Raw genomic sequence first — 18976 nt, forward strand, 5'->3', positions numbered from 1 at the left:
GTTATCGATTTAGTACGTCCTGTACAAAACCGATAGCTCACTCTTTTTTTATTGATTAACAGTAGATATTTTCTTTAATGCCTGCTCTAAATCAGAAACGATATCCTCCCACGATTCTAAACCGACTGATAAGCGTATTAAATTATCGAAAATGCCCATTTCTTTTCTTAGTTCAGCTGGAATCGCAGCGTGCGTCATCGTTGCTGGATGCTGAATTAACGTTTCTGTATCTCCTAAACTCACCGCAATTGTAATAAAGTGAAGATCATTAATAAACGCTTGCGTCTCTTCTTTTCCGCCTTTTACTGAAAAAGAAATAACACCGCCCCCGCGTTTCATTTGACGAGATGCTAACTCCCCTTCTGGATACCAAACACCTTCTACCGCATCATGTTTTCTTAGGAACGATACAATTTTTTCTGCATTATCACAATGACGATCCATTCTTACTGCTAACGTCTTTAACCCGCGTAATAATAACCACGCATCAAACGGTGCCATAATACCGCCGATATCCTTTCGCATCGGGCGAATCTTTTCAGCTAATGCTTTCGTTTTACAAATTGTTACGCCCGCTACAACGTCACCGTGACCACCAATATATTTTGTCGCACTATGCACAACAGCGTCACAGCCAAGCTCAAGCGGTCTTTGTAAATAAGGTGAACAAAATGTATTATCAACAATAACAAGTAAGCCATTTCGCTTTGCAACCCGAATCACTTGTTTTAAATCAATTAATTTCATTGTCGGATTAATCGGTGTTTCAACGAAAATAAGCTTTGTATTTGGGCGAATTTTATTTTCAATATCAACCTCTGTCTCCATATCACAAAACGAATGCGTAATCATAAATTTTTCTTCTAACACTTCTAAAAAACCGTACGTGCATCCATATAATCCATTTGAACAAATAATATGATCTCCAGCTTTTAGAAAACCGATTAACGTTGCTGAAATAGCTGCCATACCAGATCCGAAGGCAAGTGCTTCTTCTCCTCCTTCTAACACCGCCATACGTTCTTCAAATAATTTCACAGTTGGATTTCCAAGCCGTGAGTAAATATAAGATGGATCCACTCCCGCAAAACTCGCCTCTCCTTGCTGCGCAGTCTCAAATGTAAATGTAGAAGTTTGAAATAAAGGTGGTGTTAAACTTCCTTTATGTTCCTCAGGTGTATAACCGTAATGAATTAACGCTGTCTCCATATGCTTCTTTTTCATAAAAACATCCCCCTTATGTTTTTATTGCCGCATATTCATCCATAAAAATTTGATGAACGTTTTCCTTCATTTTATGTAAGCGTTTTATTTGTGTTTCTATCTCTTCTTCTATATTGTTTTAAATTCCTTCTTATATTAATTCCCAAAATTTATATGCATAAAACAAAAACGTACTCGCTTGACGAAACTCTGGGTAAAAGATATAATAGCGTTTGTGTAAAATAAAAAGGCAGCCTTGTAATGTGAGTTTATCGTTTGTATTTTGTTCCTCTACGGAGGTGTATCTCGTAACTCCCTGCTGCTGGAGCGAAGGTACATGAAAACAAAATGCCCGTAAATATCGATTACGTCTGTTTTTATTTTACGTAAATAAAAACATTTTTAAAGGAGGAGTCAACTATGGCTCGTTATACAGGTCCAGCTTGGAAACTGTCTCGTCGTCTTGGAATCTCTCTAAGCGGCACAGGAAAAGAATTAGAAAAACGCCCTTACGCACCAGGTCCTCACGGTCCTAACCAACGTAAGAAACTTTCAGAATACGGTTTACAATTACAAGAGAAACAAAAACTTCGTCACATGTACGGCATGACTGAGCGTCAATTCCGTCGCACATTTGACCAAGCAGGTAAAATGCCTGGTAAGCACGGCGAAAACTTCATGATCCTTCTTGAAGCTCGTCTTGACAACTTAGTTTACCGTATGGGCTTAGCTCGCACTCGTCGTGCAGCTCGCCAATTAGTAAACCACGGTCACATCATGGTTGATGGCGCTCGCGTAGATATCCCATCTTACCGTGTAAAACCTGGTCAAACTATCAGCGTTCGCGAAAAATCTAACAGCCTTGTTGTTGTTAAAGAAGCGATCGAAGTTAACAACTTCGTACCAGAATACTTAACTTTCGATGCTGACAAATTAGAAGCTACTTACACTCGTCACGCTGAGCGTGCTGAGTTACCAGCTGAAATCAACGAAGCATTAATCGTAGAGTTCTACTCTCGTTAATCTCGGTACTCTGCAAAGAGTATTATTAAAAGCCTTAGGAACCTTGTTTATCAAGGGGCCTGGGCTTTTTTTATTGAATATAGCCGATTATATGTATAAAAACAAAACAATGTAACAAAATAAAACTTAACCCTCTCTCTAGAATTTCATCCATTTTTTATCCACATTAATAAAAACCTCCCCCCCTTCTTCTAACACTAAAAAAACACTACATTCTACCCCACAACTCATTTTTCTTTGCTGTACTCTCCTTTTGTTAACATGATTTTTACAACGTATTTATTTGTACATAATCTATACCTTCCCTTTTTCTATTTACATTCAACTTAAAAACCTCTTCATCACCCGAGCATCTGAATAAGATTAAAAAAACTTAATGAACAAGTATCTCTTTAACCGCCGAATTATCAGAATATTGAATTTACAACCCCTTCCTTAAATTGGTATTATTTTCTTGTAAGAGGAGGGAAAGTTCATGTCTTTAAATATGTATCTCGGTGAAGTACAAGCTCAAACAGAAAGTATGAACTCTTTCTGTACCACTACTATTCAAGGTATGGAACAAATTATTCATTCTATTGATGCTTTTGCATTGGATACTGTTCTACAAGGACAAACATATAGCAGTGCAAAAGCATATTTCTTACAAACCTTTCGTCCGTTAGCACAAGGAATCATTTACTTATGCGAAGAATTAATCCGTCAAAATGATGCTTTTCCAAGAGACTTTCAATCACAGGTCGCTTCTACAGATGTTATCGAACAGGAGATATTAGAACAAATTCGAGAAATTGACCGAATGATAGCAAGTACGGAAGCGCTCAACCAAACTATGCCGATCCCAGGTATGGACGCTATGGTAAATCTTTTTACTGTCATGAGGCAAAAAATGCAAGAAAAATTAGAACATCTATATAAATTTAATTATACTTCTAGTAATAATTATGATACTGCACTCCAACTAGCTGCTAGCATTGCGACAGGTTTGGCGGAAGTTCAAAGTGGAAAAGGTTAATGATTATGAAAGGATGGTTAGTATGACACTCAAAATGACAAAAGAAGAACTTATTGAACTTGTAACAAAGATTTGTAATCCTAAATTACCTGAAGAAGAACTTAATGAATACGTAAACCAATTTAATAATAGCGGTGTACCTCATCCCGCTCCAAGTGATATAATCTTTTGGGATTTTAGGGATTTAACACCGGAAGAAATAGTAGAGATTGCATTAAATTACAAAGAAGAAGAAAACTAAAACATGTAAAGAATAAGCCGCCCCGAAAAAACGAGCGGCTTTCTTCATTATCTAATTCATTTTATACTGTTCTATTTGTGCTAATGTTAGTATTTCTTTTCAATGCTAATACAACATTAGAATTATCATTTCTGAATTTAGCCAGTTTACCTTCTTCTAACACTTAAAAACACTACATTCTACCCCATAACTCATTTTTCTTTGCTGTACTTTCTTTTTGTTAACATGATTTTTACAACGTATTTATGTGTACATTCTCTATACCTTCCCTTTTTCTATTTACATTCAATCTTAAAAATCTCTTCATCACCCGAGCATCCGAATGAGATTAAAAAACTTAATGAACAAGTTTTTGTTTGCTGAATAATTAGAACATTACATTTACAACCTCTTCCTTAAATTGGTATTATTTTTTTGTAAGGGGGAGGGAAAGTTCATGTCTTTAAATATGTATCTCGGTGAAGTACAAGCTCAAACAGAAAGTATGAACGCTTTCTGTAACGCTACTATTCAAGGAATGGAACAAATTATTCATTCTATTGATGCTTTTGCATTGGATACTGTTCTACAAGGACAAACATATAGCAGTGCAAAAGCATATTTCTTACAAACCTTTCGTCCGTTAGCACAAGGAATCATTTACTTATGCGAAGAATTAATCCGTCAAAATGATGCTTTTCCAAGAGACTTTCAATCACAGGTCGCTTCTACAGATGTTATCGAACAGGAGATATTAGAACAAATTCGAGAAATTGACCGAATGATAGCAAGTACGGAAGCAATCAATCAAGCTATGCCTATCTCGGGCATGGCTGCTATAGTAAATCTATTTGCTGACATGAGGCGTAAACTTCAAGAAAAGCTAGAGCACCTATATGAATTTAATCAAACATCTAGTGATAACTATAATACAGCGATTCAATTAGCCGCTAGTATCACGACAGGTTTAGCTGAAGTACAAAGCGGAAAAGGTTTTAGTCCCGTCAGTGGTACATTTAGTACACAAAGGTTGAATATGGAATGGATAGCCTCTATTCAAAAAATTGCAGAGGAAAGAGTTCAAGAAGCCGAAATAAAAAAAGAAATTGAAGAAAAAATGGCTTTGCAGGAACAAGAAGCTAATAGACCATGGTACCAAAAAACAGCTATTGGCGCTTGGGAATTCTTCCAAGGAATTTGTAATTCAGCTGCTGAAAACTTTACAGGCGTAGAATTACCAATGGGCAATGAATTAGAAAACAAAACAACCTTTCAAGTCGGAAATCTTGTGGGGAATTTTGTATCAGGGGTAGGATCTATTTTTGAAATTTTGGGCGGTATAGCTATTGTAACAGGATCAAATGTTGGAACCGTATTGTTAGAAGGAGTAACTTTCGGGGCAGCATCACCAATTGTTATCCCAGCTGATTTAGCTCTTACAACCGCTGGAGCAGGTGTTGCTACACATGGTGCATTTGTATGGTATAATACCGTTCAAAATAGTATCGATACTTTGCAAAGGTTTCAGTATTCTTTTGGTAAGTCTGGCGAAAGAGTTATGCAGACAGTAAAACCTAACTACAAAGACTATGTAAAAGCAGAGAAAGGACAAAGAGCGCCAAATTTTACTCCTAAAGGAGCTAAGAGAGGTGGAGCTTTCAACGAAGCTAAGAGAGCAAGCGGTATTCCTGTTAATGAACAGCCAACTAAGGTGACACCAGCTGTAGATAAAAGAGGGAACCCTATTCCTGGAAGAGACTATCATTTCAAAGATGGTAAGATTATAAGAGAGCATTCAGGCGGTCATACTTATCCAGATGATCCATCTCAAAATAGAGGATCACATTTCAATGATATACATGGGAATCATTATGACTATTAAAATTGAGGTGGTAAAATGAAGTGTTGGAATGAAGTAGAAGAAGATGCATTCTCATACTACAAATGGTTTAGTAAGGATGAAGCAATCAAAAGAGTCGGGAATTTACCAAATTTAAGTTTATTCAGTGTTAATGGCTCCATGTTATTTAGCTCAGATGAAAAAAAACAATTCAAAGAAGTATGTGGCACTGAAATCAAGCAAGTATTTATGAAACATGATTTGACTAATGTCTACAAATTCTACTTGCTTGCAGCTATTGAAATCAAAGACAAAAACTCTAAAATTGAAAAATACCGAAAGGTATGGAAAGCTCTTCAAACCAAATGGAAACTTGAGGGATTTAATAAGGGTCCAGAAGTTGAAATGGAAACTGGAGGAACAACTTTCTACTCAAGTATTGCAGAGTTTTGTCTTGAGAAACTTCCAGATGCCATTGAAATAGTTTCTAGTAATCCTAAAAGATTTACAATCATTGCAAGTAAAAATAATGATATAATTGCGGAAGAAAATGTTAGAAAAATCTTCAAAAAAGCATTTAATGAATATAACAAATGGAAAGATGAAATAGATTATTTTAACCTTTCCATTCATCTCTGCCCAAAAGATGATATAGTTTTTAGATGGGGAGATTCATTAGAGGAAGCGGAAATAGCTGCTATATTTAAAGGAGATATACTTACACTTTTAAATAGCTAACTGCAAAATCTTTCTAAAAATAACTACATTTCAATTAACAATTATAATATTTGAATAGAATTAAAATAAGAAAAATCCGACTCACAAAAGACGGATTTCTTCATGTATCTAAAATGTATACTGCTTTATTTGATCTAATACTAAAAATTAGGGAGGAGTAATTTTTGGCGTATTCATTAAAACCTGAAATACAAGCCAGTCTTACAAAAATTGATTTTATTAAGAGATATAAAGCCTTATCAGAAAAATTTTCTGATAGAGAAAATACATTTGAAAACTATGAAAATGAAAAAGCAATTGAAGTATTTGAGTCTCTTGGCTATAAAGCTCGTTTTATGAAAAAAGAAAACTTTTTTAGAGTAGGAGAAGTAAAAAACAAAGATATCTATACTTTCAGGTTCAATATTAGCTTGAAATATGGACTCGTTGAATTTATTTGGGAGGCATGGCACACTGGTGAAGTTAGAACTGGAACATCTTGGGCTATGTTTGTAGACGTATTATCCAATGATACAGAAAAAATACTTCGTCCATGCTTCCACAGTTACGATGAACTCAAAGAAATCATGAAAATTGCCTTTGAAATGTACGAAGATTTTAAGCGAGAATTAATTCCTATTTATTCATGATTTCACCTTAAAGATATATGAAGTAATGACCCAAAAATAAGGATAGACTTAATATTTTAGGAGGAATAACTTTTGCCTTATTCATTAAAACCTGAAATACAAGCCAGTCTTGCAAAAATTGATTTTATTAAGAGATATAAAGCCCTATCAGAAAAGTTTTCTGATAGGGAAAATACATTTGAAAACTATGAAAACGAAAAAGTAATTGCAGTATTTGAGTCTCTTGGCTATAAAGCTCGTTTTATGAAAAAAGAAAACTTTTTTATTGTTGGTGAGGTCAAGAATAAAAACATCTATACTTTTAGATTTAATATTAGTTTAAAACATGGCCTTGTTGAGTTTATTTGGTCTGCACGACATAATGGTGCAATAAGAGCTGGAGATCCATGGGCTATGTTTGTAGCAATATTATCAAATGATACAGAAAAAATACTTCGTCCATGCTTCCACAGTTACGATGAACTCAAAGAAATCATGAAAATCGCCTTTGAAATGTACGAAGATTTCAAGCGAGAATTAATTCCTATTTATTCATAATTTCACCTTAAAAATACATGAAGTAATGACTAAAAAACAAGGACAGACTTAAGGTTTTAGGAGAATTAATTATGAACTTAAAATTAAAACCTGAAATAGAAACAGCACTTAAAAAAATTGACTTTGTTAATAGATACACAGAACTTTCTTCTTTTTCGAGAGAAAATTATGATGCCGAAGAAATCATTCCTAATCCCAATATTGAAGAAATTCAACAAATCCTTGAAAAGCTAGGTTATAAATCAGTTTATGATAAAAAAGAAAAGTTTTTAAAAGTTGGAGAACTAGGTGATAAAAAAGAAAATTTATTTTATTTTCATATTGGTATTAAAGTAAACGTTCTGGATTTTACTTGGGTAGTTTATCATAATGATGAACTAAGATTAGGTAGTCCATGGAGTCTATATTCAAGACTTTTAATTTCTCCAGATACTAGAATTAAGCCCGTACTATTTAGCGATTATGACAGCTTAGAAAAAATTTTAAAAATTGCTTTAGGTATGTATGAAGATTTTAAACAAGAATTAATTCCTATCTATTCATAATTTTACATATAAGAAAGGCAATCTTATCTTATATATAAAAAAAGAAAATCCGACTCACAAGAGCCGGATTTCTTTATGTATCTAGATTTGAGATTTTGTGCCTTGGAAACATGAATAAAGGGAGATGGTTTTATGCTAAGAAAATATTATTCAAAAAACAATCATTTACAACCATTTTTTGAGGAAGTTAATAAATATGTAGATGGCATTCACACCCTAAACAATGGAATTAACTTAGAAGATATAACAAGCCTTCAAAATGAACTTAACATTCAAATTCCTGATATATATAAAGATTTTGTCCAAGTGTGTAATGGTGGAGAATTATTTATACCTGGAACAGTCCTGTCAGAAATTCATACAGCTGCTGGGGGCCCAAAACAGCGTGGTGGCTCTTATCTAAATGATTCGTTTAAAAACGAACGAAGACCGACAAAGATGCCAGACACGTATTTAATCATCGCAGATTTAAACTATGGTGACTCGATATGTATAGACTTAGAATCAAGCAATGGATACGATGCAACGGTAATACAATGGGATAGGGAGACTCACAGCGTTTCTAGATCATGGAATGGTTTGGTGGAATGGTTAATGGATACCTTAGACGAAGGATCATTACTAGTAGATTATGATGGTAATGAAAAAGATTTAGACTTTTAACATGAATAGTAAAAGTGGAGCCACAAGAATTAATTCCTATCTATTCATAATTTCATATTCAAGAAAGACAATGTTATTTTAAATATAAAAAAAGAAAATCCGACTCACAAGAGCAGGATTTCTTCATTTAACTAAAATTTATACCGTTCTATTCGATTTCGAACGTTTAATTGAGCAGGATAGACTAACAACACCTCATTGGAAAAAACTCGCTCTAAAGTGGACAAAAAGAGATAATGAGTATTTGATAAAAGGCGAGATACCAAAAGACTATTTCAAAATTCATGAATAAGAGGGTGCAAATATGAAATTATACTTTAAAGATACTGAAATAGGTGAAATCAGAGACATTTTTGCAGAAACACCATGGATGTATGGAACAATACATTTAAATGATAATAGTAAACCCTATCAAGAATATTTTCGTGAAATGGTAGACGAAGACAGTACTTTTGGCTTTGAAAGTATTGACCCTGAATTTCTAGACGATGAAAATTGGTCCGTTTTCGATGAAAACGAAGAGAAATATTTAGGAATCGGCATTCCAGCAATCCACATTGAAGATACCACGATTGCATGGCGATGGAGATAAAAATCACACAAAGAAGAACGCCTGATTAATATTTAAACTAACGTTTACGCTAGCTTTTCCTTTGTTTCGAATCAAATATCATGGAAAAGGAATATTTGATTTTACTGGTGAAAATATTATAACTAAGATACTTCAAAATGAACTGTATCAAGCAAATTATACATTTGTAAAGACTTCAATTTCACGTACGAAAAAAGAAACAAATTCAGGGAAAATTTTGAGACGTATTTGAAAGAAATGAAAGGTAAATATGCTATTAAGATTAGATTTAGGGAGGAATAATTGATGGCATATGATTTAGAACTTGAAATAAAAGAGGTACTTGAGAAAATTAACTTTGTAGAAAGATATAAAGCTTTATCAGAAAAATTTTCTAATAGTGAAAATACATTTGAAAACTATGAAAATGAAAAAGCTATTGAAGTATTCGAGTCTCTTGGCTATAAAGCTCGTTACAATAAAAAAGCAGACTTTTTTATTGTAGGAGAAGTAAAAACAAAGATGTCTACACCTTTAGATTCAACATCAGCTTAAAATATGGTGTTGCTGAATTGATTTGGGAAGCATGCCATAATGGTGAAGTTAGAGCTGGAGACCCTTGGGACATATTTATAAGATTGTTATCAAATGACATGGGAAAAGTACCCGTGTTATATTTCCACAGTTACGATGAACTCAAAGAAATCATGAAAATTGCCTTTGAAATGTACGAAGATTTCAAGCGAGAATTAATTCCTATTTATTCATAATTCAAAAAGCTACCGAAGACGCCAAAACAGTTACTTCGAGTAGCTCTTATTTATATATTAAAGTTATTTATTTTCCTCTTTTTGAACATATACATAAGCATCTTTCTGCTCTTTATGTATATCAACCTTCGAATTCTCTGCAAGTTGACCCGCGTTTAGCAAAGAAAAAATAATCAAAGCTTCTAGTGACATTTCGTTTTACCACTCCTTTCTAATTGTTATACGTTTATCATACCGCTTACATGTGATTTCCGTATGAACTCGAAAAGGAGATTAAAACAAAAAAGCTTTGAGGAATTTCCTCAAAGCTTTTTATTTATTAGTAACGAATTAAGAAATATTTCTTCTTACCGCGGCGAATGATTGTGAATTTACCTTCGATGCGGTCGTTTTCTGTTACAACGTAGTCTAATACTTGTGTACGCTCACCGTTTACGTAGATTGCGCCGTTCGTTACATCTTCACGTGCTTGACGTTTTGATGGAGAGATTTTGCTTTCTACAAGTAAGTCGATTAATACTGTATCTTCTGCAGTACGTTCTACAGATGGTACGTCTTTGAATCCTTGTTCGATTTCGCTTGCAGTTAGTTCTGCTACAGAACCGCTGAATAATGCAGCTGAAATTTTAATCGCTTGTTCTAATGCTTCTTCGCCGTGAACAAGTTTTGTCATTTCTGCACCTAATGCTTTTTGTGCTGCACGTTTTTCTGGCGCTTCAGCTACTTGCTTTTCAAGCTCAAGAATTTCTTCATGAGATAAGAATGTGAAGTATTTTAAGTATTTAACAACATCACGGTCATCTGTGTTAATCCAGAATTGGTAGAATTCATAAGGAGTTGTTTTCTCTGGGTCTAACCAAATTGCGCCGCCTTCTGTTTTACCAAACTTCGTACCGTCAGATTTAGTAACAAGTGGAATTGTTAAACCGAATGCTTTCGCATCTTCTTCTGATTTACGGATTAATTCAAGACCAGCTGTAATGTTACCCCATTGGTCACTACCACCGATTTGTAGACGGCAATTATGTTGTTGGTATAAGTTTAAGAAGTCGTATGATTGTAAAATCATGTAACTGAACTCAGTGAATGAAATACCAGTTTCTAAACGAGATGCTACTGTATCTTTTGCTAACATATAGTTTAAACCGAAGTTTTTACCGATATCGCGTAAGAATGAAATGACATCTAAGCTACCAAGCCAGTCATAGTTGTTAGCCATCGTTGCTGGGTTGTCCACGTTTTCAAACTCTAAGAAGTTTGAAAGTTGGTTTTTAATGCTTTCTGTGTAGTAAGCAACTGTATCTTTCGTATTTAATGTACGCTCTGCTTTTTTACCACTTGGATCACCGATCATACCAGTACCACCGCCAACAAGTGCGATTGGTTGGTGACCAGCTAATTGGAAACGACGTAACATTAGTACTGGTAACATATGACCAATGTGTAAGCTATCTGCTGTCGGGTCGAAACCACAGTATAATTTAACGCTTTCTTTTTCTAATAATTGCTCAAGGCCCTCAGCATCTGTTTGCTGATTAATTAGACCGCGAAATTCAAGATCTTGTAAAATACCCATATCCTACATACTCTCCTTTAAGTTCATTACTGGCGTGAAGGTTGAAAACATAAAAAAATCGCCCCTTCAAATAAGGGACGATTTTGATTATCGCGTTACCACCCTAGTTGCAAGCAAAAAAAAGCCTACCACCTTATTTACATAACGGCTTAGCACCGTCTTTTCCCTTTTGAATACAATTCAATCGAAAAAAGATGCTCTAGGGGCGTAATTCGCGATCATCTATGTGCTGATTTTCACCGACCATCAGCTCTCTAAAACAGGGAAATGATCACTACTTCTCCCTTTCCACGCTCAATTATTCATATACTTTTCTTTATACCATCATTTATATAGGCATGTCAAATAGAGGTCAGGTTTCCCTTCTTGTCAATCCTTTACAACGTCGCAAGAAGTAATTTATTAGACATATAAAAGCCTCCCTCATCTATTCTTTTATAACTGTATACAGACGAGGAAGGCACTTCGTTCAAATATTATTTTAGTTTTTTTATAATCTTTGCAGGATTCCCGCCAACTACTACATTATTAGGCACATCTTTCGTTACGACAGCACCAGATGCGATTACCGCATTGTCTCCAATTGTTACACCTGGATTAATAATTGCTCTTCCGCCAATCCATACGTTATCGCCAATTGTAACTGGTTTTCCGTATTCTGATCCGCTTATACGCTCTACCGGATCAAGTGGGTGCGTTGCTGTATAAATGTGAACACCTGGAGCTAACATACAGTTCACTCCGATTGTTACCGGGCATACGTCTAAAATCGTACAGTCAAAGTTCGCGTAAAAATTTTCACCAACATGAATGTTATAGCCGTAATCACATCTAAAAGAAGATTCAAGATGAATATTATCTCCTGTCGTTCCGAATAATTCTTTTACGATTTCGCTACGCTCTTTCAATTGCTCTTCTGGCGTATCATTTAATTTTCTCGTTAATATACGTGCTTGCTCTCTTTCTTGTACTAAAACTGGATCAGCCGGTATGTACATTTCTCCTAGTATCATCTTTTCCTTTTCTGTTTTCATCATACTATCCCCTTTAACTTATATATATGAGTTCATGATATCATAAAAAAGAAAGGTCTGAACGTTATTTCGTTCAGACCTTTCTCTCTTAATCTTCCATCGTTGATAAGTCACCTGTTGGTAAATTCAGCTCCCACGCTTTTAATACGCGGCGCATAATTTTACCACTTCTCGTTTTCGGTAATTTATCTCTAAATTCAATTTGTCGTGGCGCTGCATGAGCTGCTAAGCCTTTCTTTACAAATTGACGAATTTCTTCTTTTAATTCATCAGATGGTTCGTATCCTGCTCGAAGTGCGATAAATGCTTTAATAATTTCGCCGCGCACCGGATCAGGAATACCAATTACACCAGCTTCTGCAACAGCAGCATGCTCGATTAATTTACTTTCTACTTCAAACGGACCAACGCGCTCACCTGACGTCATAATTACATCGTCAATACGTCCTTGGAACCAGAAGTATCCATCTTCATCCATATAGGCAGAGTCACCTGATACGTACCAATCTCCCGGCATGAAATAAGATTCATATTTTTGCTGGTTATTCCAGATCCCGCGCATCATAGATGGCCAACCTTTCGCAATTGCTAAGTTACCCATTGTGTAAGGAGGCACTTCATTTCCTTCATTATCAACAATCGCTGCTTTCACACCTGGAATTGGTTTACCCATTGAACCTGGACGGATTTCCATACAAGGGTAGTTACAAATTACTTGTCCACCTGTTTCTGTCATCCACCACGTATCATGAATACGAAGTCCAAATGCATTCATACCCCAGCGAATTACTTCTGGATTTAACGGCTCACCAACGCTTAATACGTGACGAACTTGTGATAAGTCATATTTTTTAATTGCGTCTTGTCCAGCTCCCATTAACATACGGAATGCTGTTGGTGCGCTGTACCAAACCGTCACACCGTAATCTTGCAGTGCTTCATACCAAGCTTCTGGACTAAAGCGTCCACCTAAAATAACATTTGACGCTCCAACTAACCACGGTGCGAAAATACCGTAAGCTGTTCCAGTTACCCAGCCCGGGTCAGCAGTACACCAATATACATCGTCTTCTTTTAAATCTAATACCCACTTCGCCGTTTGATAGTGCTGAACCATTGCGTTTTGCGCATGAAGCACACCTTTTGGCTTACCAGTAGAACCAGACGTGTAATGTAGAATCAAACCGTCTTCACGGCCTAACCATTCAATATGTAATTCTTTTGAAGCTTGTTCAAATAACGGATTGAACGCTACCGTTTTACCGCCTTCTTCTACATTATCTCCAACAAGGAAAACTGTTTTTAAAGCCGGTAAATCATTTAATGGTACGCGCTCTAATAATTCAGGCGTTGTAATTAACACCTTTGCTTCGCTATCTTCTAAGCGATCGCGAACTGCGCCTTCCATAAATGCTTCAAATAGCGGTCCAACAATTGCTCCTAATTTCACTGCACCTAAAAGTGCGAAATATAACTCTGGAGAACGTGGCATAAAAATAAAAACGCGATCGCCTTTTTCTACATCGCCATAATTCTTAAGGACGTTTCCTGCTTTATTAGAAAAATCCTTCATTTCCTTAAATGTATATTTCTCTTTTCGCGATCCATCTTGATAATAAAGAGCTACTTTATTCTTTCGATCGGATTTCGCATGCTTATCAATTGCCTCATACGCCATATTTACTCGGCCTGTTTCATTCCAAGTAAAGTTTTTATTAACCTCTTCCCAGTTAAAATTCGCGTATGCCTCATCATAATTCGGCAAATTATTTTCTCCTTTAATGACAGGAAGCGTTTCTACTTTCATACTTTACATCCCCCTCCTATGTATTCTATTATCTATTATAATGACATTATTTAAAATTTTCAGTATATTTGTTGATTTTTAGACAAATTTTTAATGACAAATTTCGATTCACATCGCATATATTATAAAGTACGATATTAATAGATTCACAAACCCTCAAGGTGGTGAGCAATACATTGATTCATAAAAAAATATATAATGCTAGAAACTTAAAAACAGCGAAAGGCACTTTAATTATTGAAGGTCCTGTCTCTACACATAACTTAGAAATGTATGAGTTTCATCCAGACTTAATTGCGTTTCGTCCTGCCGAGCAACAATATAAAGCAATTGTCGAAATTTCTAAATTACCAGAAGCTCGTCTCATTATTGCTAGACATGACCAAACAATTGTTGGATATGTTACATACTTGTATCCTGATCCACTTGAACGATGGTCAGAAGGAAAAATGGAAAACTTAATTGAGCTTGGGGCAATTGAAGTAGTCCCAGCCTTCCGCGGGAGTTCTGTCGGAAAGAACTTACTAGAGGTTTCTATGATGGACGATTATATGGAAGATTACATTATATTGACGACTGAATATTATTGGCACTGGGATTTGAAACAAACAGGATTGAATGTGTGGGAATACCGAAAAGTAATGGAGAAGATGATGAATGCTGGCGGGTTACAATGGATGGCTACAGACGATCCTGAAATTTGTTCACATCCTGCCAACTGTTTAATGGTCCGCATCGGTAAACGCGTTGATACGGATTCTATTCAAGCTTTTGATCGTCTACGTTTTCACAATCGTTTTATGTATTAATAAAGGGGGCAACTGGAATGATTGTAGAAGAAATTATGAATCAAAATGTAGTTACATTACATCCAAACGATACAATCGAAACAGCAATCCGAACGATACGCACGAAAGGCATTCGGCACATTCCAATTGTCGATCAAAATAATCACGTCGTAGGCATTATTTCTGATCGGGATGTAAGAGATGCAAGTCCGTCTATTCTAGATGAACAAGTTTCACTCGATATGCTACAGCAACCTCTCGAACTTATTATGAAACATCCTGTTATGACTTGCCATCCTCTCGATTTCGTTGAGGAAATTGCTACTTTATTTTTTGAAAATAAAATTGGCTGTCTTCCTGTTACAAAGGCCGGGAAGTTAGTTGGAATCATTTCTGAATCTACAGTATTACACACGTTAGTAAAATTAACAGGAGCACATCAACCAAGTTCGCAAATTGAAATTCAAGTAAAAAACGAACCTGGTATTCTTGGAAAAGTCGTTGCTATTTTTAGTGATTTACAAATAAATATCGTGAGCGTTCTCGTCTATCCAGCAAAAGATGAGAATGATAAAGTACTCGTTTTCCGCATTCAAACGATGAATCCTCTAAAAGTGATTGATGCACTTGAAGCAGAAGGCTACCGCGTATTATGGCCAAACATCATGGGGATGCAGGCATGAGTAGCGCGTTTATTTATTCGGATGACTTCCGGGGCTATTCATTTAGCCCTGATCATCCTTTTAACCAACTGCGCGTCACACTTACGTATGATTTATTACAAAAGGGCGGTTTCATCTCTCCCTCTCAAATCATCTCACCACGGACGGCTACAGATGAAGAAATCGCCTACGTTCATACAGAGGAGTACATAAATGCGGTAAAACGTGCTGGAGAAGGAAAGTTAGAAAAATCAATTGCAATGACATATGGACTCGGAACAGAAGATACACCGATGTTCCCAAATATGCACGAAGCAAGCGCATTGCTCGTTGGTGGTACATTAACAGCTGTCGATGCTGTTCTTTCTGGGAAAGTAAAGCACGCACTTAATTTGGGCGGCGGCTTACATCACGGCTTTCGCGGCAAAGCATCTGGCTTTTGTATTTATAACGACAGTTCTATCGCAATGAAATATATTCAAAAGAAATACGGTTTACGCGTCTTATATATTGATACAGATGCTCATCACGGTGATGGCGTACAGTGGTCGTTTTATGATGACCCTAACGTATGCACAATTTCATTACATGAAACTGGTCGCTATTTATTTCCTGGAACTGGCGCTGTAAATGAACGCGGACAAGGTAATGGCTATAGTTATTCTTTTAACGTTCCACTCGATGCTTTTACAGAAGATGAATCGTTCTTAAAATCATATCGAACTGTTGTAAAAGAAGTTGCAGCGTACTTTAAACCGGATATTATTTTAACGCAAAATGGTGCTGACGCACATTATTATGACCCACTTACACATCTTTGTGCGACAATGAATATTTACCGTGAAATACCGAAGCTCGCTCGTGAAATTGCAAATGAATATTGTGACGGTCGCTGGATCGCTGTCGGTGGCGGTGGCTATGATCACTGGCGCGTCGTTCCAAGAGCTTGGGCACTCATTTGGCTCGAAATGAACAACATCCAAAACATCTCAGGTTATCTCCCTCCAGAATGGATTGAAGCTTGGAAAGGACAAGCAGAAACAGAACTTCCCCTCACATGGGAAGATCCAGACAACATGTATAAACCTATCCCCCGTAAACCAGAAATTGAAGAAAAAAACGCATTAACTGTAGCGAAATCCCTTGAAATTATTCGGAATAATATGACAAAATCTTTGTACTAAACGAAAAGGAGGCTCGTTTTTGAATAGCCTCCTTTTATTTATTGTCGGTTTCTGTCGGTAAGTCGATATATTTTAATAATCGCTGATATATTTCGAAATGCGCCGATATATTTTCATTTCATAACAGCCTGGCCCAACTTTTATGAGAAAAGGTAGTGATATTATGTGGAAACGACAAATGATCCACACGAAACGTAGTACATTTGAACTCTTTACAAAAGGAGATGGCGAATCGCTTTGTATTACACATCACTATTCACAATTTAATGAAACTGGTGATTACTTTGCGGATGTTTTTACTGCTACGCATCGTGTATTTCTCATTAATTTACGAGACGCTGGTAACTCGTTAAAAGCCAATTCAGAAAAAGAATTAAGCATGATTGAAACAATCCACGACTTGGAAGCCATACGAGAAGCATTACAACTTCCAACATGGCATTTCGCTGGCCATTCAACAGGTGGTATGCTTGGACTTTTATATGCAATTACATATCCACATTCCTTACAATCATTAGTCGTAGCAGGAGCTGCAGCAAGTAACTATACCGAAACACCATTCTGCATTTATCACCCAGCACATCCACAGTTTCATTATATGCAAAAACTCATCGAAAACTTAAAAAGCCCTCACCTTACAAATGAAGAACGGAAAGAACTATCTACTAAGAGAACAAAATTATCATTGTATAAACCAGAAAACTACAACTCTTATTTTTGTAAACCAATCAATAAAACAATGTCCATTAGCCGGATGAATGCTTTCGCCAATGAATATCCTTCATTTGATTTAAGAGAGAATTTACCTTCCATCCAAACAAAGACACTTATTATATGCGGAAGATATGATGTACAGTGCCCAATTCAATATTCTATCGAGATACATGATGGGATACGTAATTCTATCTTCATTCCATTCGAAAACAGCAACCATTATCCTTTTTTAGAAGAAGCTGCTCAGTTTACTTCTACTACTCAAACATTTTATAAATCGTTAGTACCATTATTATTAAGAAAACCTAAACACTGATAAAAAGCTCATAGCCTCTATACGACTATGAGCTTTTTTCAAAAGAAATATTTCACACTAAAAACAACTAAAAAAACAAAAGAAATAACCACTAAACCCACATCAAGTAATACCGACTTTTTATCTCTATCTTTTAAACTTACCTTAGAGCTAGAAATGCTTTTAATTACCCAAAAGATCGCAAAAAAGAACCAACCGAAATGATCATTCGTAGAATCTTCATCATAAAACATTTGTATTGCACCAATAATCAATAAGATAAGTACGATATTAGTTCCAATCTTTAAAGTCTTATTTGATTTATTATCTTTTAATATATCCCCCAACATATAGCTCGCTCCCTATGCTCTCCTCTGTTTTGTTTCTCTTTACATTTTAACACAAATTACCTATTTCTTCCTTTTCATTCGAATAACATACAAAAAACCTGCCAATTACTCGGCAGGTATATTACACGTTAAAACGATAACCAGCTCCCCATACTGTTTCAATATATTGCGGGTGAGCAGGATCTCTTTCAATTTTTTCACGTAGTTTTCTAATGTGAACAACAACAGTAGCTAAATCACCAGCGGAATCTAATCCCCAAATGCGTTCAAATAACTGTTCTTTATTTAATACTTGGTTTGGATGTGTGACAAAGAATGTTAATAAATCAAATTCCTTCGTTGTAAATGCCACTTCTTCATTGTTTATAAAAACTTTTCTCGCTCGTTGATCGATAGAAATTCCGTGAATATATAACGTATCACGTTGCTTACTTACATTTCCTAATAATCTTTCATAACGGGCAATATGCGCTTTTACTCTTGCGACTAATTCACTCGGACTAAACGGTTTCGTTATATAATCATCCGCTCCTAATCCGAGTCCGCGAATTTTATCTATATCTTCTTTTTTTGCTGAAACAAGTAGAATCGGAATATCTTTTACAGCACGTATTTGTTTACAAATTTCGAATCCGTTCATTTTCGGAAGCATAATATCTAAAATAATTAAATCATAGTCTTCTTGCAAGGCTGTTTGTAAACCTATTTCTCCTGAATGCTCTACATCAACTTGGAAATCATTAATTTCTAAATAATCTCGCTGTAATTCTGCAATACTTACTTCATCTTCTATTAGTAAAATTCTTTTCAAT

Annotated in this window: 20 protein-coding genes, 2 pseudogenes and 1 other annotated feature; of the genes and pseudogenes, 15 read left to right on the forward strand and 7 right to left on the reverse strand. The window is 35.7% G+C overall.

Features of this window, described 5'->3' with window-relative positions:
* Positions 1-48: 48 nt before the first annotated feature.
* A complete protein-coding gene (gene megL / locus BLT20_RS15085) occupies positions 49-1224 on the reverse strand; it encodes a methionine gamma-lyase (RefSeq protein ID WP_000726616.1) in 1176 nt (391 codons plus the stop codon).
* 399 nt (positions 1225-1623) lie between these two features.
* On the opposite strand from megL, the gene rpsD reads away from it, so the two are divergent.
* The 11 genes and pseudogenes from rpsD to BLT20_RS15145 all read left to right on the forward strand — a co-directional run bounded on the left by rpsD (position 1624) and on the right by BLT20_RS15145 (position 9754).
* On the forward strand, positions 1624-2226 hold the full coding sequence (gene rpsD, locus BLT20_RS15095; RefSeq protein ID WP_000135315.1) for a 30S ribosomal protein S4: 603 nt from the start codon (positions 1624-1626) through the stop codon (positions 2224-2226).
* 475 nt (positions 2227-2701) lie between these two features.
* A pseudogene (locus BLT20_RS15100) lies at positions 2702-3238 on the forward strand (T7SS effector LXG polymorphic toxin); the annotation flags it as partial.
* Between the two features lie 25 nt (positions 3239-3263).
* Complete coding sequence (locus BLT20_RS15105; RefSeq protein WP_000172895.1) at positions 3264-3482, forward strand: bacteriocin immunity protein; 219 nt, start codon at positions 3264-3266, stop codon at positions 3480-3482.
* Positions 3483-3918: 436 nt separating this feature from the next.
* Positions 3919-5343, forward strand: a complete 1425-nt coding sequence (locus tag BLT20_RS15110; RefSeq protein WP_061685311.1) for an HNH/endonuclease VII fold putative polymorphic toxin — start codon at positions 3919-3921, stop codon at positions 5341-5343.
* A 15-nt stretch (positions 5344-5358) separates the two neighbouring features.
* Entirely contained in the window at positions 5359-6039 is a 681-nt protein-coding gene (locus BLT20_RS15115; RefSeq protein WP_000650400.1) for a hypothetical protein, read from the forward strand.
* A gap of 164 nt (positions 6040-6203) precedes the next feature.
* Positions 6204-6668 carry a hypothetical protein gene (locus tag BLT20_RS15120; protein WP_000331788.1) on the forward strand — a complete coding sequence of 155 codons (465 nt, stop codon included), beginning with the start codon at positions 6204-6206 and terminating at the stop codon, positions 6666-6668.
* A gap of 72 nt (positions 6669-6740) precedes the next feature.
* On the forward strand, positions 6741-7205 hold the full coding sequence (locus tag BLT20_RS15125) for a hypothetical protein (protein WP_001147018.1): 465 nt from the start codon (positions 6741-6743) through the stop codon (positions 7203-7205).
* Between the two features lie 71 nt (positions 7206-7276).
* Positions 7277-7750, forward strand: a complete 474-nt coding sequence (locus BLT20_RS15130) for a hypothetical protein (RefSeq protein WP_001049760.1) — start codon at positions 7277-7279, stop codon at positions 7748-7750.
* A 132-nt stretch (positions 7751-7882) separates the two neighbouring features.
* Positions 7883-8413: an SMI1/KNR4 family protein gene (locus tag BLT20_RS15135; protein ID WP_000944938.1), complete on the forward strand. Its 531-nt coding sequence runs from the start codon at positions 7883-7885 to the stop codon at positions 8411-8413.
* Positions 8414-8717: 304 nt separating this feature from the next.
* Complete coding sequence (locus BLT20_RS15140) at positions 8718-9005, forward strand: hypothetical protein (protein ID WP_000780767.1); 288 nt, start codon at positions 8718-8720, stop codon at positions 9003-9005.
* A 285-nt stretch (positions 9006-9290) separates the two neighbouring features.
* A pseudogene (locus tag BLT20_RS15145) lies at positions 9291-9754 on the forward strand (hypothetical protein).
* A gap of 63 nt (positions 9755-9817) precedes the next feature.
* Here the strand turns inward: BLT20_RS15145 and BLT20_RS15150 are convergent.
* The 4 genes from BLT20_RS15150 to acsA form a co-directional block, all read right to left on the reverse strand.
* Positions 9818-9946, reverse strand: coding sequence for a hypothetical protein (locus tag BLT20_RS15150; RefSeq protein WP_000050940.1), 129 nt, complete (start codon positions 9944-9946; stop codon positions 9818-9820).
* A gap of 127 nt (positions 9947-10073) precedes the next feature.
* Positions 10074-11330, reverse strand: coding sequence for a tyrosine--tRNA ligase (gene tyrS, locus BLT20_RS15155; RefSeq protein WP_000512088.1), 1257 nt, complete (start codon positions 11328-11330; stop codon positions 10074-10076).
* A 70-nt stretch (positions 11331-11400) separates the two neighbouring features.
* Positions 11401-11630 (reverse strand) — a binding site (T-box leader).
* Positions 11631-11806: 176 nt separating this feature from the next.
* Positions 11807-12367 (reverse strand): maltose acetyltransferase domain-containing protein, encoded by a 561-nt coding sequence (locus BLT20_RS15160; RefSeq protein ID WP_002026426.1) that lies wholly within the window; start codon positions 12365-12367, stop codon positions 11807-11809.
* Positions 12368-12452: 85 nt separating this feature from the next.
* Positions 12453-14171: an acetate--CoA ligase gene (acsA, locus tag BLT20_RS15165; protein WP_000862049.1), complete on the reverse strand. Its 1719-nt coding sequence runs from the start codon at positions 14169-14171 to the stop codon at positions 12453-12455.
* A 176-nt stretch (positions 14172-14347) separates the two neighbouring features.
* Here acsA and acuA point away from each other — a divergent pair, with 176 nt between their 5' ends.
* The 4 genes from acuA to BLT20_RS15185 all read left to right on the forward strand — a co-directional run bounded on the left by acuA (position 14348) and on the right by BLT20_RS15185 (position 17835).
* Positions 14348-14980 carry an acetoin utilization protein acetyltransferase AcuA gene (acuA, locus tag BLT20_RS15170; protein ID WP_000581388.1) on the forward strand — a complete coding sequence of 211 codons (633 nt, stop codon included), beginning with the start codon at positions 14348-14350 and terminating at the stop codon, positions 14978-14980.
* A gap of 17 nt (positions 14981-14997) precedes the next feature.
* Positions 14998-15642 carry an acetoin utilization AcuB family protein gene (locus BLT20_RS15175; RefSeq protein WP_000634583.1) on the forward strand — a complete coding sequence of 215 codons (645 nt, stop codon included), beginning with the start codon at positions 14998-15000 and terminating at the stop codon, positions 15640-15642.
* A complete protein-coding gene (gene acuC / locus BLT20_RS15180; RefSeq protein ID WP_000092832.1) occupies positions 15639-16805 on the forward strand; it encodes an acetoin utilization protein AcuC in 1167 nt (388 codons plus the stop codon). The genes BLT20_RS15175 and acuC overlap by 4 nt, the downstream gene beginning before the upstream one ends.
* A 142-nt stretch (positions 16806-16947) precedes the next feature.
* Entirely contained in the window at positions 16948-17835 is an 888-nt protein-coding gene (locus BLT20_RS15185) for an alpha/beta fold hydrolase (RefSeq protein ID WP_002026428.1), read from the forward strand.
* 38 nt (positions 17836-17873) lie between these two features.
* On the opposite strand, the gene BLT20_RS15190 is transcribed toward BLT20_RS15185, so the two are convergent.
* Both BLT20_RS15190 and BLT20_RS15195 read right to left on the reverse strand, forming a co-directional pair.
* Positions 17874-18164 carry a hypothetical protein gene (locus BLT20_RS15190; RefSeq protein ID WP_000900161.1) on the reverse strand — a complete coding sequence of 97 codons (291 nt, stop codon included), beginning with the start codon at positions 18162-18164 and terminating at the stop codon, positions 17874-17876.
* Between the two features lie 121 nt (positions 18165-18285).
* Positions 18286-18975, reverse strand: a complete 690-nt coding sequence (locus BLT20_RS15195) for a response regulator transcription factor (protein ID WP_001986686.1) — start codon at positions 18973-18975, stop codon at positions 18286-18288.
* Position 18976 lies beyond the last annotated feature (1 nt).

This window comes from Bacillus sp. cl96, from assembly GCF_900100505.1.
Lineage (GTDB): Bacteria > Bacillota > Bacilli > Bacillales > Bacillaceae_G > Bacillus_A > Bacillus_A cereus.